General features: G+C 42.3%; 16 protein-coding genes. 14 read left to right on the top strand and 2 right to left on the bottom strand.

The genetic code is table 11. The features are described from left to right. Positions 1-53 precede the first annotated feature (53 nt). From F8S12_RS27370 to F8S12_RS27330, 9 genes are all read left to right on the top strand, one after another. Positions 54-1,112 carry a hypothetical protein gene (locus F8S12_RS27370; protein ID WP_196519432.1) on the top strand — a complete coding sequence of 353 codons (1,059 nt, stop codon included), beginning with the start codon at positions 54-56 and terminating at the stop codon, positions 1,110-1,112. Beyond that, a complete protein-coding gene (locus F8S12_RS27365) occupies positions 1,109-1,828 on the top strand; it encodes a hypothetical protein (protein WP_196519431.1) in 720 nt (239 codons plus the stop codon). The genes F8S12_RS27370 and F8S12_RS27365 overlap by 4 nt, the downstream gene beginning before the upstream one ends. After that, complete coding sequence (locus tag F8S12_RS27360; protein ID WP_196519430.1) at positions 1,825-3,249, top strand: hypothetical protein; 1,425 nt, start codon at positions 1,825-1,827, stop codon at positions 3,247-3,249. The genes F8S12_RS27365 and F8S12_RS27360 overlap by 4 nt, the downstream gene beginning before the upstream one ends. Before the next feature lie 12 nt (positions 3,250-3,261). Further along, positions 3,262-4,071: a hypothetical protein gene (locus F8S12_RS27355; protein ID WP_196519429.1), complete on the top strand. Its 810-nt coding sequence runs from the start codon at positions 3,262-3,264 to the stop codon at positions 4,069-4,071. Between the two features lie 66 nt (positions 4,072-4,137). Continuing rightward, positions 4,138-5,352, top strand: coding sequence for a hypothetical protein (locus F8S12_RS27350; RefSeq protein ID WP_196519428.1), 1,215 nt, complete (start codon positions 4,138-4,140; stop codon positions 5,350-5,352). Beyond that, a complete protein-coding gene (locus F8S12_RS27345; protein WP_196519427.1) occupies positions 5,349-7,112 on the top strand; it encodes a type IV secretory system conjugative DNA transfer family protein in 1,764 nt (587 codons plus the stop codon). Before F8S12_RS27350 ends, F8S12_RS27345 begins: the two co-directional genes overlap by 4 nt. 52 nt (positions 7,113-7,164) lie before the next feature. Continuing rightward, positions 7,165-7,581, top strand: a complete 417-nt coding sequence (locus F8S12_RS27340) for a hypothetical protein (protein ID WP_193949933.1) — start codon at positions 7,165-7,167, stop codon at positions 7,579-7,581. After that, complete coding sequence (locus tag F8S12_RS27335; RefSeq protein ID WP_196519426.1) at positions 7,574-8,821, top strand: hypothetical protein; 1,248 nt, start codon at positions 7,574-7,576, stop codon at positions 8,819-8,821. The genes F8S12_RS27340 and F8S12_RS27335 overlap by 8 nt, the downstream gene beginning before the upstream one ends. 92 nt (positions 8,822-8,913) lie before the next feature. Then, the gene (locus tag F8S12_RS27330; RefSeq protein ID WP_230968312.1) at positions 8,914-9,402 is read left to right on the top strand and encodes a restriction endonuclease; all 489 of its coding nucleotides are present in this window, start codon (positions 8,914-8,916) and stop codon (positions 9,400-9,402) included. A 603-nt stretch (positions 9,403-10,005) separates the two neighbouring features. On the opposite strand, the gene mobF is transcribed toward F8S12_RS27330, so the two are convergent. After that, complete coding sequence (mobF, locus tag F8S12_RS27325; RefSeq protein ID WP_196519425.1) at positions 10,006-15,291, bottom strand: MobF family relaxase; 5,286 nt, start codon at positions 15,289-15,291, stop codon at positions 10,006-10,008. A 725-nt stretch (positions 15,292-16,016) separates the two neighbouring features. Here mobF and F8S12_RS27320 point away from each other — a divergent pair. From F8S12_RS27320 to F8S12_RS27300, 5 genes are all read left to right on the top strand, one after another. Further along, a complete protein-coding gene (locus tag F8S12_RS27320; protein WP_230968316.1) occupies positions 16,017-17,123 on the top strand; it encodes a ParM/StbA family protein in 1,107 nt (368 codons plus the stop codon). Between the two features lie 16 nt (positions 17,124-17,139). Continuing rightward, entirely contained in the window at positions 17,140-17,574 is a 435-nt protein-coding gene (locus F8S12_RS27315) for a hypothetical protein (RefSeq protein WP_196519424.1), read from the top strand. Between the two features lie 16 nt (positions 17,575-17,590). After that, entirely contained in the window at positions 17,591-18,406 is an 816-nt protein-coding gene (locus tag F8S12_RS27310; RefSeq protein ID WP_196519423.1) for a hypothetical protein, read from the top strand. Between the two features lie 86 nt (positions 18,407-18,492). Continuing rightward, positions 18,493-18,828 (top strand): hypothetical protein, encoded by a 336-nt coding sequence (locus F8S12_RS27305; RefSeq protein ID WP_230968311.1) that lies wholly within the window; start codon positions 18,493-18,495, stop codon positions 18,826-18,828. 252 nt (positions 18,829-19,080) lie between these two features. Beyond that, complete coding sequence (locus F8S12_RS27300) at positions 19,081-19,485, top strand: hypothetical protein (RefSeq protein ID WP_196519422.1); 405 nt, start codon at positions 19,081-19,083, stop codon at positions 19,483-19,485. A gap of 220 nt (positions 19,486-19,705) precedes the next feature. Here the strand turns inward: F8S12_RS27300 and F8S12_RS27295 are convergent, their stop codons facing one another. Beyond that, entirely contained in the window at positions 19,706-20,209 is a 504-nt protein-coding gene (locus F8S12_RS27295; protein ID WP_230968310.1) for a hypothetical protein, read from the bottom strand. Positions 20,210-20,244: the final 35 nt, after the last annotated feature.

Here is a 20,244-nt window from a genome sequence, read left to right as displayed (position 1 = left end):
TCATTTTGCATTTTGAATAAAAAAAAGGTCAACATAACGTTACGGTAACTGAGATGATAGCGCTCTTAACTATTATTTTTGCTCAAACGACAGGGCAGCAAGCTGGGGAAAATACGGGGACTACGAACTCAGGCGAAATAGTCGAAGGCGCTATCGAAGGTGCAGACCTAATCTATAAATCGTTTGAGAATGATTGGCTAGAGTTAGCATCTGGAACAAGCCCAATTTATACGGCTATTGTCGCCGTTTCTACGCTCGCTGCTGTTGTGATGATTGGCTTTGCTTCATTCGGCTGGTATAGGAAGTATGCAGAGGAAGGATTTGGGTTTGATTTCATAGCCGAGATGATTTTACCCTTGCTAGTAATTGCAATGCTTAGTAATAATGGGTTCCTTTTGGCAAATACAACAGTCGCCTTAAAAAACGTATCGACTGGACTAAATAGGAGTATTTTAAGTATTACGAGAAATGGCGTAAACCTGAGAGATGCGATACGGAATGTAAACGCCGATCAAAGCTTTGTTTTAGCCGCGCAGATAGCCTTAGCGAAGTGCGAAAAGCTCAACAACGAAAAGAAGGAAGGTGAAGAATTGAGCCAGAAACAAGCTTGTATCAAACAGGCTGTGGAGAATACACGAAAAGACGCACAGAAAGCTAGAGAAAAGACTGGCGCAGGTTCTGGAGGAGGAAGTTGGAATCCCTTAGACCTAAGCGGCGAACTAATTAACAGCGCAATCCAAGGTTTTGTTTATGTCATTCTCAGTGGACTATCAGTAGCTTTTCAATACATCGTCCAACTGTCATTCTTAATGATTGCATTCGCTGCCCCAATCTTCCTAGTTCTATCTTTGCTGCCCTTCCAAAGCAAGCCTATCTATGCTTGGCTTGCAGGCTGGCTAGGACTAACATTGGTTCTCATTTCGTACTCCATAACTGTAGGCATTATTGCCAGCGCAATAGTGTCCAAACCTTCCAGCAATCCTTTGCTATTGCAACTTTTACAAGCCATTTTTTCGCCGTTACTCGCGGTCGCCATAGGCACTGGTGGCGGAATGGCTGTATTCTCAGCTTTCACTAGTGGGGTCAAATTCTCGGTGGGGTTACGGAGATGAAATTATTAGAGAGAAAAGAACTAAATTTTACCCCAATCTTTTTAATAGTAAATGCTGTTTTATTGGCAGTTATTTTATTAATAGAGATTGTCAATTTTGCTCGAATAGGAACAATTTCTAAATCGAAAGCCTCGACTCTTGTAGAATTGTCTGACGGGGAATCTATCAGAGTTATTCCTATAGGCAGCTTGGAGCGATCGCCGCAAGCTATTACACGTTTTGTCGGGCAAACAATGACCGGGCTTTTGAGTTGGAATGCTCTCCCAAAAGCGACCAATGACTACAATCCAGACCCCACTAAGCAATTAAAACTAGATACTGGAATATCGACATCAAAAGCCAAGATTACTACTAGCGCATGGGCTTCAGGCTTTGCGTTGTCAGAAGATTTTCGCGCCCCATTCCTTGAGGAGATAGGTAATCTTACGCCGCCTGATGTCTTTAATGGGTCTACCCAATCAATCCTAAAAGTCAGTCTCCTTAGTCAGCCTACTCCTATTAAGGATGGGCGTTGGAAAGTGGATATGGTAGCCGAGGTCGTTGTTTTTCAAGGCAGCAATTTAGTCGGCAAGCCTATCCCCTTTAACAAAACTGTATTTGTCAGGGCGATCGATACGGCTGCCATTCCTAGATTTTCGTCCGATGTTCAAGAAACAGCCACACGAGAGCGCAAAGCTGGGTTAGAAATTTACAAAATCCAGGATTTAGATTTATGAGCCAGAAGCAGCAAGAAGCTTTACCATCGGCGAGTATTGAGATAAAAGAGAAAGATTTTGCCGCCATGAACGGCGCTAAAACTTATAAAATCAATGATTCAATTCAACCTGAAGAAAACCCCGCCCCAGAAGAAATTGTTACTGCTCGAACAGTCTCGCAATCTCCACTCTTGAAAATGGGCGTTGTTGCCCTAATTTGCTCTCTCTTTGTAATAATCATTGGGGCTTTAATCGGGAACTCAATGAATATGCTGAAGTTTGAGAGCGACAAAGTGCAACCGCCCACAGAAGCGCAAACGCCCATAGCAGAGCCAGAAAATGAGACGGGCAAAGATAAAACAGCACTTGCCCTGACTAGCCAAAACTACGAATTTAAAAAGATTCGTGATCAGAAGCCAAGCCCAACGCCTACCTCTAGCCCAACCCCAGTAGCTGTAGCGCCTGTTACCCCTCCCCTGCAACCAGTGCAGCGCGGACAACAGCCTTATTCCGTTACTAGCCATCCAGCGCCTAGAACCTTTGCCACAGCTAGAGTATTGCAACCTCAGCCTCAGCCCCAAATTGCCCAGCCAATCAGACAATCTCCTCAGCCGCGCCCCCAAGCGATGCCAACGGCTGCAAGCTACGCCGCTCATGTTGACCCCACACAGCAATGGCTTCTTGCTGCCAATGCTGGCAGTTTCAGCAGTTCAGCCGAGGAGCCAGAAAGTGAAGAACCTACTAAGACAAATGGAATAGAAGGAGGGACAGAAAAAGCTACGCAAGTCACCCAGAACACAACCATTAATTACAACGCTCTTCGCGTACTCGTTGGTAGCACCGCAGAGGGTAGGCTAGAAACGCCGATCGCCTGGGGCATTGGTGACGCTGGCAACCAGAACTACTTGGTGAAACTAACAAAACCCTTAAAAGCCTCAGATGGTAGCGATGTGATACCTGTGGGCGCTTATCTGGTTGTTCAACTAGCAGAGTCCAATGGTGCTGGCTTTGCCAAGCTGCGCGGTGTTTCAGTGTTGGTCAACTCTAATGGCGATACGCAAGAAAAGCAACTCCCAGAAAATGCCGTTCTGATAATGGCCAAGGATGGTGGTTTCTTAAAAGCAGAGTCTCGCAGAGGTAGCAACCTGGGTAACAATTTCATTTCTGCGATCATCGCGGGAGTTGCGAAGGCTACGGAGGTACAGAATCGCCCTGTAACTCAAGTTAGTACGAACTCTAATGGCTTCTCTACTAGCTCCACTACCAACGAGCAAAAAGATTTATCCGCCGCTTTTGGAGAGGGTGCATTTAATAGCGTTCTCGATAATATCAAAAGTTCAAATGTCGCCCGTTCTCAACAGTTAAGCGGTAGAGAAGAAGTATTTGTGATCGACGTTGGCAAACCAGTGCAAATATTCGTTAATCAAACAATATCGCTCTAGTCACTAGGAAAAATGTTAAATAAACTCGCTATTGTTACAACCCTTTTAATAACTACTACCTCAAGCGTGTCGGCAATGCCCATCCGAACGGTTTATGAGAATGATGCCAACTCCAACGCTATTGAATTAAAGGTTTGGAAAGGTTACGGACTAACTATTAATTTGATTCCTACCGGGGAAACTATCAAGCAAGTTTGGATCGGCGATCCAAGTCGTTTTGCCTTTACATCAAACGGTGGTTTATGCCAAAAGCAGAGCAACGATTCTGACTGCACAGGAGGTAAAGCAACCGTAATTTTTCTTCGCCAGATTAACCCGATCAACTTTCCTGTTACCTCTAGCAGCAATGGAAGCACTCAAATTACAGTACTTACCAATGAAAAACAATATCAATTTAAGATAGTCCCTGCTACGGGCAACCCAGCCTATACAAGCTTGGTAGTTAAATCTGAGTCGGATCGCCCGTTGCCAATTACCCGTCCGCGATCGCCGCAACCGCTAACAGTTCAAAAGCCGCAAGTCCAGCAGCCCTCGCCACCACAAACAATAACAGTCCCCCCGTCTCAGTCTGTTGCCGTTTTACGCCCCAATCCTGGGACGACGCTAAACGGCGCGATTCAAAGGAACGATGCTAACGCTCTTGCTTTTGGTCTGGCAGAAGCGGGGCGGAAAGGCCAAGTTAAGCCCGGATCTACCACATGGAACAAGGTGCAAGATGCTATCAAGCTATTACGGCGCGGCAAAACTAAAGAGGAGGCGATTTCACTTTCTCAGGTCGATAAAAACACTTTTAATCAATTACTTGAATGGGGGCGATTGTGAGTAATTTTGTTAAGTTTATTCGCAAAGAATTAGATAAATGCAAGCGACCAATTACTTAAAAAAATCATGAAATCTAAACTCTTTCTACTGACTGCGATCGCTTCACTACTTCCACTTTCCGCCTCAATCGCACAGACACCGACAACTACTCAAGCAACCCCAACAATTAATTATTCGCAGGGCAAATATAAGACGGCAGCCCCCGACTGGTCAAAAATCACATGGGATACTTTGCCGCCCGTTCAGCAGCCAGGATTCCTAGTAATCCCTAAAAATCTGATTTCGACTTTTGGCTACGACCCCTCGCGCTCGTGGACGGCAGGACAAAAAGTAGACTCTGTTGTTATGCTTGGCGACGCGGATGATGCTTTTAAAATGTCTGCCTTGAGCCTGAAGACTATTGGCGCGGTGGCTTTGACCACTACAACCACAACTACCAAACCCACCCTCAAAGAGTTTGGGCTAATGCAATGGCAAACGCCTAAAACGTTAGTTAAGGCGATGCCTGAATTAGGCAATTTGAGCCTATCAGAAGTTCCCCCATTAGCGGCTCTATTTTCTAAGAATTTTGCTGGACTGGGCTATGGCACTATTTCTCAAGCCATAGCCTCAAATCCTCAAGCCGCAAACCTGACACTAGATAAGATTGACCTAAGCAAATATTCGCTTGATTCAATTCCTGGGTTAGACAAAACTCAATTAGGGAAATTTAAATCATGGCAGCAAGCCTATGTCAATCAAATTCCTAAATTAAGTCAAGTTCCCTTTGATAAAATGCCTCAGCCTATTAGCTCTGGCATTGGTGTTGTGGGTATCGCATCCGTTGTACTTGGTACGGCAGAGAAAGGCGACGCAAGGACTCTTAATGATTACTTTGTGTCTGGCAGCGTTGTCAGAGGCGATCGCACTGTGACAGTAGCCTGTCCTCCAGGCATTGAATGCTCATACTTAGAAATGGGGGATTTTGCCGGTTCTGAAGGTAGTTTGTATGGCAAGCGCTGGGCATCTGGCTCATCTCAGCAAGTTAAGGGGGGTTATGGAATTCTTGCCGCCGTTAATGGGGGTAAGGAACCCACAGGGCGGCTAGTGTATGGTAGTGGGTTCAAAGTGGCGCTAACTGGAGTTAATGAATCCAAGGGGACTGCCGACTTTGGCTTATTCTTTAGGATCTGTGCGCGACCGCCATTCCAGCAGAAAACTTGCACTCCTTACTTCATTGGGCCGATACCCTGGCTGCCCGTGAGCGAGAATGATTTGGTTATCGTAGGGACAGGACGATGACCAAAACCGCAAACACTATTGTTAGCCCAAATCAATTTATTCCCCCAGGACTTGAATCAGCGCTGTTTTCCCCCGCAGGTTTAGGGGTACTCGCCTGTGGCGCGGTGATTGTAATCGCCAAAATCATCGATAGTAGGGGAGGGAAAGCCAAGCTAGCGACCGCGCGCTGGGGCGGGATAACAGAGAAAACAGCGGCTCGGAAGTTGGCGTGTAAACAAATCCAGCAACGCTTGCATAACCGAGTATCGCTGTATGTGGGAACTCCCAAGAATACAACGAGCGAGATTGTCAATGGAATCAGGAAAACGAGTATCCCTGAAGATTCAACAACCCTTTACTTTCCAGAAGCGCAACGAGGCATCCTAGTTTGTGGTGGGCCGGGGAGTGGAAAGTCATTTTCAATGATTAATCCTTTGATACGTTCGGCAGTAGATCAGGGGCTACCCATCGCCCTTTATGATTTCAAGTACGCACAGCAAGAATCAGCCACCGCACAAGCCAAGGGGCAAGCGCCAATACTGGCAGGGTATGCCGCTTTGCGCGGTTATCAAGTTACCGTACTTGCTCCAGGCTTTGCAGAGTCCGCGGTTGCCAACCCTATAGACTTTCTTCGTAGCAACGAGGATTCGGAGATGGCGCGGCAGCTTGCCATCACCCTTAATCGTAATTTCCAACTTGGTGATAAAGACTCTGGTAACAGCTTTTTCACCAATGCTGGAGATCAGCTAGTGCAAGCCGTGTTTATGCTGGCAAAAGGCACAGAGTACCCAGATATTATGATGTGCCAAGCAATTCTGGGGTTGCCAAAGTTAGTTAAGCGCATTGAGCAAGCCGCCGAACTAAACTTCATGGTTAGAGAGGCTTTTGCTCAGTTTGTCTCTGTTGCGGGTTCCCCTGAAACAGCCGCCAGTATTGTGGGCACAGCTAGCGGATTGTTTAGCCGCTTTATGGTTCCTTCCGCCCTGGCTGCCTTCTGTGGTCAGACCAACATTCCACTGGATTTGAAGGGGCGGCAGATGGTGATTTTCGGGATGAACAAAGAGAAGCGTGATGTAATTGCACCTTTGCTAGTCTCGATTCTGCATCTATTAGTTAGCCGGAATGTGGCTAACAAACGTACTTGTCCTTTGGTATTGGGGATTGACGAATTACCTACTCTTTATTTACCAGCACTGGTTGATTGGCTGAATCAGAATCGGGAAGATGGGCTAATTTCAATATTAGGGTTACAAAATCTCTCAATGCTGATTGAAGCTTATGGAGAAAACACAACTAATGCAATATTTGGTGGTTGTGCTACTAAAGCATTCTTTAACCCCCAAGATGATGTAGCCGCCGAACGATTTAGTAAGTTTTTAGGTGAAGAGGAAATTAAATACAAGCAACGTTCTCGCTCATCAGGAGGCAAGGGTGGTGCAAGTATTTCTAATTCTGACCAAAACAGTACTCGCAAGTTATTTGATGTCAATCAATTTAACACCTTACCATCGGGAAAAGCAGTAATTATTAGTCCAGGTTTTGGTTCTCGTGGTCAAATAAGTTTGCCAATCTTGGAATCAATTAAGATTCCTCAGCATGAAATCCAATCTGAAGCTGACAGTGTGAAAGCTTGGTACGAGTTTCAAAAGTTCTTATCTAAAAAGTCTACTCTCTTAACTCCAGCAGATGAAGAAATGAAAATTCGCCGAGCCTCCGCGATAAAATTGTTACCTTTAATAGAAAACCAAGAGCAATTATCAGAATATGCAAGTCTGATTTAAGTAAATATTATCTGGAATCAAATTAAAGCTGAAAATCTGAAGGAGAAAATTCATGTCGCCAAGTAAGTTTTATCCGTTCTCTGATTATGACAGAAAACAAATTGCTAAACTCCCTCCTGATATAGCTGCCCTAGCAGATAAATATCCAAGCGAGATTTTAAACACTGCTGATAGTTGGGATAACTTGCCTTTTGATGCTAACTATTTTCCTGAGTGCCTTGAAGTCTATAGTGGCGATGCAGATGATGCCAATATTTTTGTGTTAAATGGTGTTCTGAAAGATTATGTCCCATCTCATGCTGAAAAAAATACATCATCCATAACAGTGATGATTGATGGAGAATTTGCTTACATTGAAGTTGAAGGGAGACAGGTTCTTAATAAACTCGGTGGCATAGTTTTGCCAGAAGTAGCGATTAATCCCGATGTGTTAATTCAGTCAATTCTCAAAGGTGAAAATAATGATTGATGATGGTGAAGCTAAAGAGATTAAGCGAGATTATCTAGAAATTTTAGAATCTCTCCTCAAACTCATCCATGCGAAGGCTAAAGAAAAAGGATTAGATCCCAGCAAGGATGTTCATATTTACTCTAGCTCTAGCAAAGTTTATCAAGGTACATTAGGAGAATCACCCTCTAAAAACTTATTAACGCCGACGATAGTAGAGAACTTAAGAAAAGCTCTGTCTGACCCGAAAAATTCTCAAGGGGCGATTTCCATTAAAATTGGTAATGAAAAAGTATTCCATATTAAAAATGGAGAAGTACTGACTGACAAATTAGGTTTAGCTCCGGCATCACAGAAAAATAAAGTTGTAAGTAATGAGCGAATCTATAGTGTAGAAGCTTTAGGAAAACAAGTGCAAGTATTGCAGAAAAAACTAAGCGAACAACAAAAACTTGTAGATAGTATCAAATCAGAACAGCTTTCACCCGAATCTTTATCACAACTAGCTGCTCAAGTTGCCGAAATGAGTAAATCCTTGGAGAAGCAGCAGCAGTTGATTGAAAACACCCAAAAAGCATTGTCACAGGTAAATGAACGGTTTTTACCACAAGTTCAAAATACGGTTCTTCAAAATTGGGTGGGTACGGTTGAGAACAAGGTAAAACAAACTGCCAAGAATGTTTTTGAGCGGATTAAAGATGTGCTGACACCCGAAGTAACGAAGGTCAGAAAGGAAATTACTTCACTTAAATCTCAAATTAATGAACAAATTACTAGCTTCAAGGATGAAGTTAAATATCAGACTGACAGTGTAAGAAATCAACTCAATCAACAAGTTGGTAACTTAACTCAAGAGATACGTACACAGGTAGATAGTGTTAAAAACACGGTTGATCAAAGCCTTATGGGTGTCAAGTCAGCTATTGACAATACTCGAACTGAACTACGGGCTGCTGTTGAGGATGTTAAAGGTCAAGCAATTGAACAGAGTGTCAAAGCAATGCTGAATATCTTGGGCAAAGATAACCCTGATGGTTCCAAGAGTTTTAAAAGTACAAATTTTGATTTTGAACGCCTTGGCGATAATGTAATCGTTCGTGCCAAAAACGGCGAGGCTGTTCTCACTGATGGAGTTTTATCGCCTAACGTTTCAGAGAAACAGTTACAGGCACTTGATAAGGTTCAATCTGTTGTTGATATGCATCATCAAATTCAGCAGGATTCTCAACAAGAATCACAATTTATAAATATGCACAGGTAAGTCCGCATTTCTCACAAGCTTGAGGGGATATTGGGCAGAGGGGAGAGGGGATTGAACAAGGCACATTGAACTCTCCTCTTCTTAAGAAACACTTGAATAATATTGAGTACGCTAGTCAAGTATTACTTGAGCTTCGTAGCAGAACTCAATTAGCCAAATTGCCAGTAGTAATCGCCACACTGCGTAGGATATCACCCTACGTTTTTGAGGAATTGGTACTCACTTGCTGCTTTGAACAGGGCTGGCAAATTCAACGCAACTTTCGGTACACCGGTGACGGCGGGATAGATGGTCGCGTGTTGATTTTGGGAAAGCTTTATGTAATCCAGGTTAAGCGTTACGCTGATTACATTAGCCCAGAACACATCAAAGATTTCCTGTCCTGTATTGAAAGTGAAAGAGCTAGTGGTGGATTCTTCGTGCATACTGGCATAACTGGACAGTTATCAAAACAGTTGATTCGTCGCTCCGACAAAATAATCTTAGTGAGCGGTCAGAAACTGGTAAATTTTGTTTTAGGTAAGCAGTTGAAGATAATAGGGATAACAATACCAGTTAAATCAGTGAACAGTTATCAGTGAATGTGATTTGAACCATATTTTGACCAAACGGACACGATACGCTTCACTCCGCACTAGAACAACATATACTTCAAAGTTATAAATGGAGTCCAAAAACGTCAAAACTTAATTCCAGGAAGCAACGTGGGTTTTATAGTTCATTTGTACGTGTTCTTGATCGAGAGCTTTTAAAACCAAGTATCGGGCGATCGCTTAATCACTGAATTTTCGACTAAACATATTTTTGAACCATATCATGGACATTTTGAATCATATTTTGACCGAAAGTTTAAAATTTTCGACTAAAGTAGTGTGTCTTGCTCGGCATTTTTTACCAAGTCTAAAAATAAAACTTTTAGTCGTATTATGGTTCACATTTAAAACACGCGGACATAATTTGATTCATAAAGTTAAGTTGTTGATTGGCTCAAAAGCTTGAAATTACGTTAACTTTTGGTCACGTTATGGTTCAAAATTTGGTCATGCAGGGGGTAAAATCACAGTGAACAATTATCAATTATCAATTATCAGGTATCAGATATCTGATATTCCCATCAATTCATTGATGGGTTAGTTGTTCACTATTCACTATTCACTATTCACTATTCACTGATAACTGATAAGTTAGCGCCGGAACCTTAGATGCTTCTCGTTGTCATCTGGCGATGGCGAGTTGATTCCCAATCTTTTCATAATCGATGGTTTGTCATCTTTAATCAGTTGCCTAACGATGTTCATTTCCTGCTCAAAAGTCAAAGCTTTGGCATCAGTTGTAACACTCGTAAATAACTCGCTGACCTTTGCTCCTGTTACCTTTTCACCTTTGACATATTTTCCTACTTCCATAACTACTTCTGCCAATCTTTCAATATCTAAACCCTGAACTATCTGTTTGAGATGCAACTTTAATTCTGCTAGTAATGTTTTAGCTAAGGTTGACTCAGTAGCTGATTGCTCAACAGAGTTAGAGGTGGACAAAATAGCTCTCTTCTCTACATGAGATTGCAACTCAGCCGTCAATGCTGTTTCAAAGTCATTAAATGTACTTTTAGTAGCAACAAGTTGTTGATGAGATTGAGAAAGTTGCTCTGTCAATCCTAATACTGCTTGGTTTAAAGCAGACTCGATAGCTGATTGCTCAACATAATCAGAGATTGACAGAATAGCTTTATTTTCTGCATGAGATTGCAACTCAGCCGTCAATGCTGTTTCAAACTCATTGAATGTACTTTTAGCAGCAACAACTTGTTGATGAGATTGAGAAAGTTGTTTTGTTAACCCTAATACTGTTTGGGTTAAAGCAGACTCAATAGCTGATTGCTCAACATAATCAGAGATTGACAGAATAGCTTTATTTTCTGCATAAGATTGCAACTCAGCCGTCAATGCTGTTTCAAACTCATTGAATGTACTTTTAGCAATGACAAGTTGTTGATGAGATTGAGAAATTTGTTCTGTTAGCCCTAATACTGTTTGGGTTAAAGCAGACTCAATAGCTGATTGCTCAACATAATCAGAGATTGTATTTAAGAGTTGTCTGGTGGCTGGTTGTGAAGAATGGACATAATTTGCTTCTCTATTAAAAATTGTTGAATTTTGTCCGTTAACTTGTCTTGAGAGTTTCTCTGTTCGTTGACCTCGAAGCCCATCATCTGTAGAGCTTTGGTTAATTCCTGCAATATCGTCTCCATGCTCGAAGACTTTTTCGAGTTCAGCATCTCGGTTAATTGCTGCAAGAAATTCGCGTGACTCGCACTCATTTCGGTTAGTTTCTCGGTTTGACTCGTTTCTAATAACTTGATTAGCTCGCTCATCTGCTGGCTGTTGGTTTGTAACTGCTCGATTTTCTGGGTCAATTGCTCTATCTTCTCGGTTAGGAACTGTATCTGTGTTGGGTTGTTGTCGTTGGTTAAAGTCATGGGTTTGTACCTGTGGTTTATTTTGTAAAAGATAGGGAACAGGCAATGGGGAACAGGCAACAGTTTTTTCTATTTCCTCTTCCCTGTGTGTTGGTAAGAGATCCAATTTGTCATTCCCTGTTGCCCGTTCCCTGTTGCCTGTTCCCTCAAGTTGTATAGAACGTTGTTCTGGTGTCAGATGAGGCGGTGATGGAAAAGCCGCATTCAAGAAGCGTTGATTCTGCTGTTGCCAGTCTCTTAAACGCTTTGCTTCATGGCTCAATTTCTCGTAAGCTAGTGGCCCACTTGCGACTATGAAATCATCAACACCTTTAGAAGGCCCTGGCAAGCTGACAACTTTTACTCTTGCTCCAGCTTCTTGTAACAATCTTCCAGTCACTGAAATATCTCGTTCGATATGGAGCTTCGTTTCGGGCTTGGTTTCGTAGTCAAAGCAGAACTTGAAAACTCTATTAGGTGTGGCGAAAACGGCTAACTCTTCATGAAGATAGGACTTACCGATTTTTTTGCCAAACTCATCTTTGGGAGTTCGGTATCCCGCCGAAATCCCAGGTAGACCAATGGCAGCATGACCCTGACTCAACAGACTAGCTGCTTTTTTAGCTCCTTCTGCTAGAGCACACGGGATATTATGTTTCCATACACAGTACCAAAATCCTGACTGGCGATCGCTATCACTGGGGTTCACCTTGTGTTTGGAGTAAATGCGTTCGGCAATATCGTCAGGGACATCTAGCAAGAAGATACTTAATTCAACTTTTGGGGGATGCTCATATTTAATGAATTTCCCTTCAATTATTTGATTATTCTCATCCTTTTTGGGTCTTGGTTGATTTGGCTTGTAGCATCCCCATCGTTTAAGAGTTGGTTTATCACCTGGGGTTAAATCAGCGAATGAACGCGCATCAACTCCAGCATCACACCACCATCCTCCAGCATCAAGATGAGAATATGCTCTGATTAATCCCTCCGTTAACCTCCCGGTATTTGTACGATTAAGTTTTTCACTAACCATGAGTCTTTCCCAAGACTCATGCTCACCACCTGCATAGTTGAATTGAAGACTTTCAAAGTTTTTTGCCGCAATATCAGGATGGATAGCGCTATCTTCAAACTCTTGCCAGTGCTTTGGTTCAAGAAAATTGGGAATGTCTTCAGTATGATGTGGTGTCCAAAATGCTTCTGTTGGGGCAGGAGATTTCAGTACTGGCTTGGAGAAAACTGATTCAACAGTATTATAATTTGGTGTCTCTTTCAAGACGGGCAAGACTTTCGGTACTTTTGTTGATGAATCATCGCTTGTTGTCCGGCTAGATGCGACTGATTTCACAATTGGCTGGACAATTGAAGTAGATACTGTCGTCTCTTGTTTTAGTACTGTCTTCTCAAAAGGGGCACTTATATCTATAGTTATTGCTTGGTGCTGCTTGAAAGTCGATTTCTGAACTTGTTTTCGTAGCAATTCCAAGGCATTATCTTTGGCTTTCGACTGTTGCGCTAACCAGAGCAACCGCGTTGGATCTTCGGTGTAAATCTTTAATTCATGCCTTGCACGGCTGGCAGCAACATAAAAACTTTCCTGTCCAATAGTAAAATCTGCCGAAATTAACACCCGATCCGCAGTTTTCCCCTGGCTACTATATGTTGTACTCACAAGGGCATAGTCTAAGTTTTGCGCCTGTGCCAAACTAATGCATTCAGTACGCTCATCAGCATATTTAATGTGGACTATGTTCAGGTCGATCCCTGTGACAGTAAATTCCTGTCCGTTACGTCGTCCCAATTGCCGGTCGTTTTTCTTCCATTGCAAGCGATCGCCCACAGCTATTTCAATCTGGTTTCTTTGGTAAACTGCCTTCTCAAAAGCTGTGTCTACATCCATTACTCCACCATCATCGCCCTTGAGAGTCAACCTGTCAGTAGTTCGATCTACCACTTCATACAGTTTCCCTTTCTCCAACCCCCGACGTTTGTAGTCTCGTGTCGGCATTATTACATCACCAATTTCAAAGTTATGGGCAAACCGCATCTGTACTTTTGTCAGATTTTTGGTTTGTAACTGGCTGATAGTCGCTGTTTCTCCCAAACTCCCTTCATTTTTTAGCTTGTCTCGAATAGCTTGGGTAAGGGCAAGTCTTTCTGTATTCGTTCCAGCTAACACAAGGGTTTTGAGTCGCTGCTCTGGTGTCCCTACTGTATAATCATTGGCGATTTGTTCTACTTTTGACTCTGAAGAAACAGTTTTTATAGAGCCGATTGCCAGTAGATGTTCAAAACCCGCTTCAATCCTGCCATCAGCGATTAAATCTACTGCCAGCTTCAGTTGAGGGTCTTTTTGGCGCAACGATTCATTGAGGTGTGCGGTTTTGATTCCTGCCTGTTGCAAGGATTTGAAGGGATTGCCTGCCGATACTGCTGATAACTGCCGAGTGTCACCTACTAAAATCACCCTAGCTTGAAGTAAGGTTGCCCGTTGTAGGAGTGAATGGGCATCTTTAGCACTGAGTAGCCCGGCTTCGTCCACAATCCAGATTTGATTTGGTTCAATTTCTTGTGGTTCAGTGACAAGTAATCTAGCCACTGTCTCAGACGGAATTTCTAACTCTTCGCTCAAAACCTTAGCAGCAGAAGAACTAGGGGCAAAGCCTTTAATAGTGTATCCGGCATCCATAGCGATCGCTTTTAATTCCTTGAGGGCAAAAGTCTTACCAGCACCAGCTACCCCCTGCCATGCAATGAATTGGTCAGATGTTGTTGCAGCTAATTCTACTGCTTCCCGTTGCCCTTTGTTCAGTAACGTATTCTCCAAAAGGCTTTCAACTACTTCCGGGTGCGAAATTGGGTTAACGTTGCCAAGTCTTAGCTGCATTAACTCTATTGTCGCCAACTCCCGCCGCACTGCTGTCATCGTTGTAAATTGATGAGTTAAACCCGGCAAGCCGATTAACTCCTGGTGGGATTTTATCAATGGCTCAATGGCTGTTACATCAGTGGCTAAACGTTCTTCTAGGACGAATTTTTCTAAGTCTTCCTGGGTAAATGCTACATTCCTTTCTGAGCAGTGAGCGATCGCTAAATCCAAAACCTCTGCCAAACTCAAATCATGGGCTGGTATATCCTGCCTTGTAAGAGAAGGCTTAACAAACCTAATCCCTAACGCCGCAGCTTCTTCTTTCCAGAATGCAAGTAACTCTGATTCTGGTAGTTTTTGCTTACGCTGGCGGGTATCGTCCCAGATTTTCTCACGTTCTGCCCAAGTAGAATTAACCCCAGATGAAGCGATGATTTGTTGTCGTCGCTTAGAAAACGTTTCTAAATCTTTCTCCAAAAAGCCTTTGATATCAAACTGCCCATGTTTACGCGGCTCCACTTCATACCCTAGTTTCTGGACTTCACGCGCCAGATAACTTTGATATGCCATTCCCAAGAATTTCTTATTGGCAAATATTTCATTATTGCCCAGGCTTAACCATCTACCATCTCTTGTTTGCGTCATATTCATCAGCAAACAGTGTGTGTGCAGATGTGGATCTAAGTCCCGACTCTCGATATGGTCAAACTGAGCGACGACCAAGTTACCAGTCTGAACTCTATGTCTCTTGTTGTCATCTGTCACTCTGGTGTAGGCGTACCTCTGCTCTATCAGTTGCAGGACTTCTTTCAATGCCTGATGGTGAGCATCGATTAAACGAGTATCCCCACCAATCAAGGCCATCAAGCTTACACTTTTGGGCGCAGAAAATGTACAGTCTAATGCGGCTCTGCGTTCTCCTTTCCCCTTTTCTTTGACTACTCTGGCATTCAATACCTCACGACCATCAGGCGATCGCCCCTCAATGATATTTTTAAAAGCTTCTTCGTCATCGACTGCCCCTGACAAACCCAATTTTTCAGCACCTTGACCACTCCAAAGCGACTTACCAAGGTGATAGTAATTCTTGATGAAGTAGTTCACCGCCATCTCTGAGGAGACGTTAGCCGCTGTTAGCATGGCTCACCCCAACTCTGGACAAAACATAACTTAATACTCCTTCTATTCCACTGACAGAAATTCTGATTATTTTCTCTGTTGGCAAGATAATCACCCTTTAAATAACTATTAAATGTGATTGTGAATCCCCATCATCAAATGCAGCCACGCTTGATGACGAGTGAAAATATTTTCACGATTCTTGTATTTTTAGTTTTTTCTCCAACAGGTAATTGATATTTAATATAGCAAAAAACTAGAGCATTCTTTCCGCCAAATATGGCGTACTGTGCGTCAACAAAAGATGGATTTCAGGGCTTGTGGTTATTTAAGCTAATTACTAGATAATTGGGAGAATCCTTGAGAAAATTGGGAAGTGTTGGGAAGTACTAGGAAGTCTTGGGAAGTACTAGGAATTGTTGGAAAATATTAAGCTAATGAGAATTTGGTGACTGGATGATGTTTAATAGTTGAAAAGGTAAGAAATGAATTGGCGATTTGGGAGATGTTGTTGAGATATTGGTAGATATTGAATGTAGTTGGTGAACATTGGGAATTTGGAGATTTTGTGGAGATTTTCTATCAGATGCACGAATTCATGAAAAGTCAAAAAGTAGTGCCAAAACTGTAATATTTCTTGATAAATGTATCAATAATCACGGTCTGAGCGGTTTATCTTGAGAGTAATTATCAATTAGATAGACAAAAAAAGGTCAAAAACAGGGAGAAATTTTCTTGTGGATTTAATGTTGAGCCTTGATCCGGGAACTTCAATGACGAAGATGGTTTATCGTGTTCTCTCGGAGATTTCGTACAAGTCAGAATTGCTGTGTATGGAGCCAGAGTTGATTAAGATTTCCAAAGACTCACTGGATTTATATGAGTCTGGGCAAATGAATCGGCCCAATCCAGAGAATGAAGCATGGATAGAGTACAACGAAGAATATTATGCGGTTGGCTTTTTGGCACAAAAGTATTTTGAAGCGCGAATCAATTTTTTAGAACTCAAGTATGAGAACGCGATTCCAAAAACTTTGGCAGCAGTGGGGGCAATAGCGATTAGAGAAGGGTTGAAGGCAAACTTTGATTTATCCTTGGGACTGCTATTGCCTTATGGGGAGTGGGAAGATAGAGAGAGATTGGAGAGGGGTTTAACTAAGGCACTGTCTAGCTTTAGCTTTCGAGGGAAACAATTTTGTATAAATCTAATTAACTTTCAGTGCTTGCCCGAAGGTGGGGGACTGATATTAACACGAAGTAAAAAACTTGGCACAGATTTTAATAAAATGAACATTGCTGTGGTGATGCTGGGTTTTCGGGATATATCAGCCGTAATCTTTGAGCGTGGTATCTCAACTGGAAAAACGGAAGGATTGGGCTTGGCGTGGATGCTGGAGAGAATCAAAAGCCGAACATCAGGGCAAAACTTACATGATCTGTTAAAGGCTGTTCATCTATCAGGCCCGACATTGAAACCGAGATACTGCAAACCTTTGGCTCGGAGCAAGAAGTCTGATTTTAAGGTTGAGGAGATAGCACAAATTATTGAAGTGGCTGACTTATCTCGTAAAGAATACTGGGAAAGGGTATCCACTTGGCTCAAAATTAATATTCCTGCCCATATTGAGCAAGTCATTATTGGTGGTGGAACGTCGGAATATTTAGGCTCGGAGTTGAAAAATTTGTTTACTCATACCGACATTTCATGGGCAGCAGAATTATCAGAGGATGTGCGTTTGGCTTTTAACCTGCCGATTAAAAAAGATGCCTTGTGCTTGCGTTTCACTGATGTATATGGATTGTTTCGTTACCAACACGCTACGTCATCCATTTCAACTCATCGTGCTTCTTAATTAAAGGAATAATGAAATGCTTTCAGATGTTGAGTTTCGCTTACGAAGTAGAGTTAAGGCTGATAGTTCCGAAGCCGTGGTAATTAAGTATCTAAACTCCAGGGACACTCTTTATCCTGCTAGGGATATGGCGATGATTGCCATTAGCAGTTATTGGTTGCCTTTAGCTTATCAAGCTATGGATCAATCTGTGGATTTAGAGCAACACGTTCGTGGTTGTCTTTACCGCCTTCAACTACACCAGCAATATCTGATGGGACTGCTGGGAGAAATCCCGTCTCAAGGAACGCCGATGATTGCAGTAGCCTCTAATCAATCACAGCCACTACAACTAATACAATCAGAACCATTACCAATATCCAGGACTTCAGCCAAAGAACCATTACAAATAGCCAGAACTCATCTACTAGAAGAATCGGAGTCGGGAACTGACTGGTTAAATCCTTTTTAGATAGGAGTCCATGATTATGTATCAACCACAAGAACTTTTTAACAACCTCGCACCAGAAGAAGTTAACCGAACTTTGCATTTAAGCGGTATATCTGAAAAGGAATTGTATACCGAAGACGATGCAGACCGTTTTCGTGAATGTCGCTCTTTAATTGAACAAGGCAAGACTGACTCTGAGATAATGAATTTATTGCCGCCTGTTGTAGCAGAAACAACTCAGACGACTACTGATAGCGATAATAGCCAAAAAGCTAGCACTTCCAAACAAAAAAAGTCGAAAAAATCTACCAATTCACAATCTCTAGACATTTCGGAATTCCTATCTACAGCTCGTGAGGAAGGCTTTCAACTCACACTCAGCAAAGCTTTAGGGATTCTCGCTTCTTGTGGACTAAAAGAACAAGAGGAATATACTTCAGAGGAATTGAGGCGTTTTCTCGAAGCCTGTGACCTTTTAAAACAAGGAAAAACAGAACGAGAGATTGCAGCACACTTTGGGATAAGTGAGTCGGATGATCTAGATATTCAATTAACCATTGAAGAAACCGAACTACTAATACAAGATGGAGGTGATCAGCTTTTTGGTGAAATGCTCCGAGATAAAGCTGAAAAACACGCAGCTGTTGCCCCCGCACTTTATCTCAAATATTTAGCACAAGAGTTAGCCTCAGAATCATCTCAGCAGAATTGGCGAAAGTTGCTGGAAATGATTAAGGCTCGTGCAGTGGGAAAGTCTCAAGTCCAATTTCCCTCGAAGGTGCAAACCCTGATGCCACAGCAGCTCTTGAACAGTTTGCCACCGAACTCAGAGAATGGTTTGACTTCCGACTAGAACAGGAACGACAAACTATTGAGATTCAGGCAGTAAAAACCTCTGATGCCAAAGCCACCCGACTCGCTGCTCACAAACTGGAAAAGTTGCAAGCTTGGAACGAAGCACAACTAGAACGTCAAAAGCTTCGTCACAAGCAGTTTGAACAATTCAAGGGGTTTGTTTTTTGGCTCGGTGGTTGGGTCGGTTCTGGTCGCTCTGGGATTTTCTTTTTTATCTCTGCCATGTTAGCTTCTGCGACTTTTGCAGGAGTATCAATCATTAATCTACCAACAAATCTTTCTTGCCCTGATCCCAAAAGTCTCTGTTATCTGGTATACCAAATGCGATTCAACAATAAAAGTGTGATTCTTCCACAGCAGACTAAGGATATTATTGCCGAGTATGAGCGCAATAAGAATAAACCTAAACGGCGCAAGTAATAAAGTTTTGGCGAAAAATAAACTGTCTTTAGAGGATGTTTGAAAATTCCTCTTGTCGGTATCAAATATAGTTTTAGATTCCCCTATATTTCCCTAATAAAGGGGGACTTTGATTCCGTTTTCCCATTTTTTAGGGGGAATAGGGGGGATCTAAAAGTGCCTAAATTCACAGCGAAACACTTTTTAAACAACCTCTTAAGTTCTCCCCTAGCTTTTGATAAAAACGCAACTAAATGATAATGGGATGAAGTTATGAACGAACTAAAGGAAATTAAACTTTGGGATGATTGGGACGATATTAATTTATCTACTCCAGAACGTCGCATTGAACGTTTAGAAATTCTGCTGTGCCAAAAAGTCCACAAAGGCGAGGACATATCTGAATGTCTGCAAGTTTTAGAGTACTTGAAAAATCGCACGACTCAGCAAAAGTTAGAGTCTGTTTTCTTTAGGCGAGTTCAGTCTCAACTGACTTTCAACTCGTGGCAAATAATTGGTCAGGCTACATTAATCTTTTTAGTCGCTATTCCTTGCTGTTTTGCAACGTATAAAATAGCTACTTCATCATTAATATCTAGCAATTCTTCGTCGGAATTATCTCTTAGCAAACAATTATCAAAAAGCACCCCACCACACAGTAAAAAACATCATAGATAAACACAGTGACAGTGCAGTATATTTATTTACTGCACTGCGATTACTGACTATGATACTCCATCAGTAATTTCTAAAATCTTTCAAGTCAACGGAGTAAAAAGGCAGTTTATGAATATTTACTTTCATGCCCAAGGTGAGGCGATCGCTTTCTTTCACATATTCAAGTAAAATCACTGTATTTGATGGATAAAAACTTTCTTTACAGCGTAACTCACCTACTTTAATAAGAGGTGTACTTGTCGAAAGGCAAACTGTCTTCCGGCTCAAAGTTACGCAGGTCTTGCTCCATCTGCTGACGACGTTGGACGTATGTTCTGCTGTTTCCAATCCTCCCTTGCATCAACCATTCACCAAAGTTGATGCCTTGTTCTACGTGATCCGCAGACATTTCATTATAATCATCAACCTCTATTTTCTTACGCCACTCAAGCTGTTCCAGCGCACTTTCACTGATGCCAATTTGACGAGCATATTCTACATATTCAGGTCTAAGAGAACCATCTGGGTTGAATTCCTTTTTTTCCTGTTCAGTGAAGAAATCGTAAGCTGTGTAGATTGGCCACGGCTCTGGATCAGTCTCGTCCAAGTGCTTCCACTCGTCGTATTCTTCTTTCAACGAAAGAGCATAGTCAGTAATTGCTTCCTTACTCATTCCTGTAGACAACATTTGTTGTCGGGCTTCATCTTTCAAACTTCCATCTGGGTTGAATTCTTTTTTATTCATATTTATCCAGCGCTTAATCCTTGACATAAAAACCT

The sequence above is a fragment of the Nostoc sp. WHI genome (assembly GCF_015714725.1).
Taxonomy (GTDB): Bacteria; Cyanobacteriota; Cyanobacteriia; order Cyanobacteriales; family Nostocaceae; genus Nostoc.
This window is presented reverse-complemented; position numbering and strand designations above follow the sequence as displayed.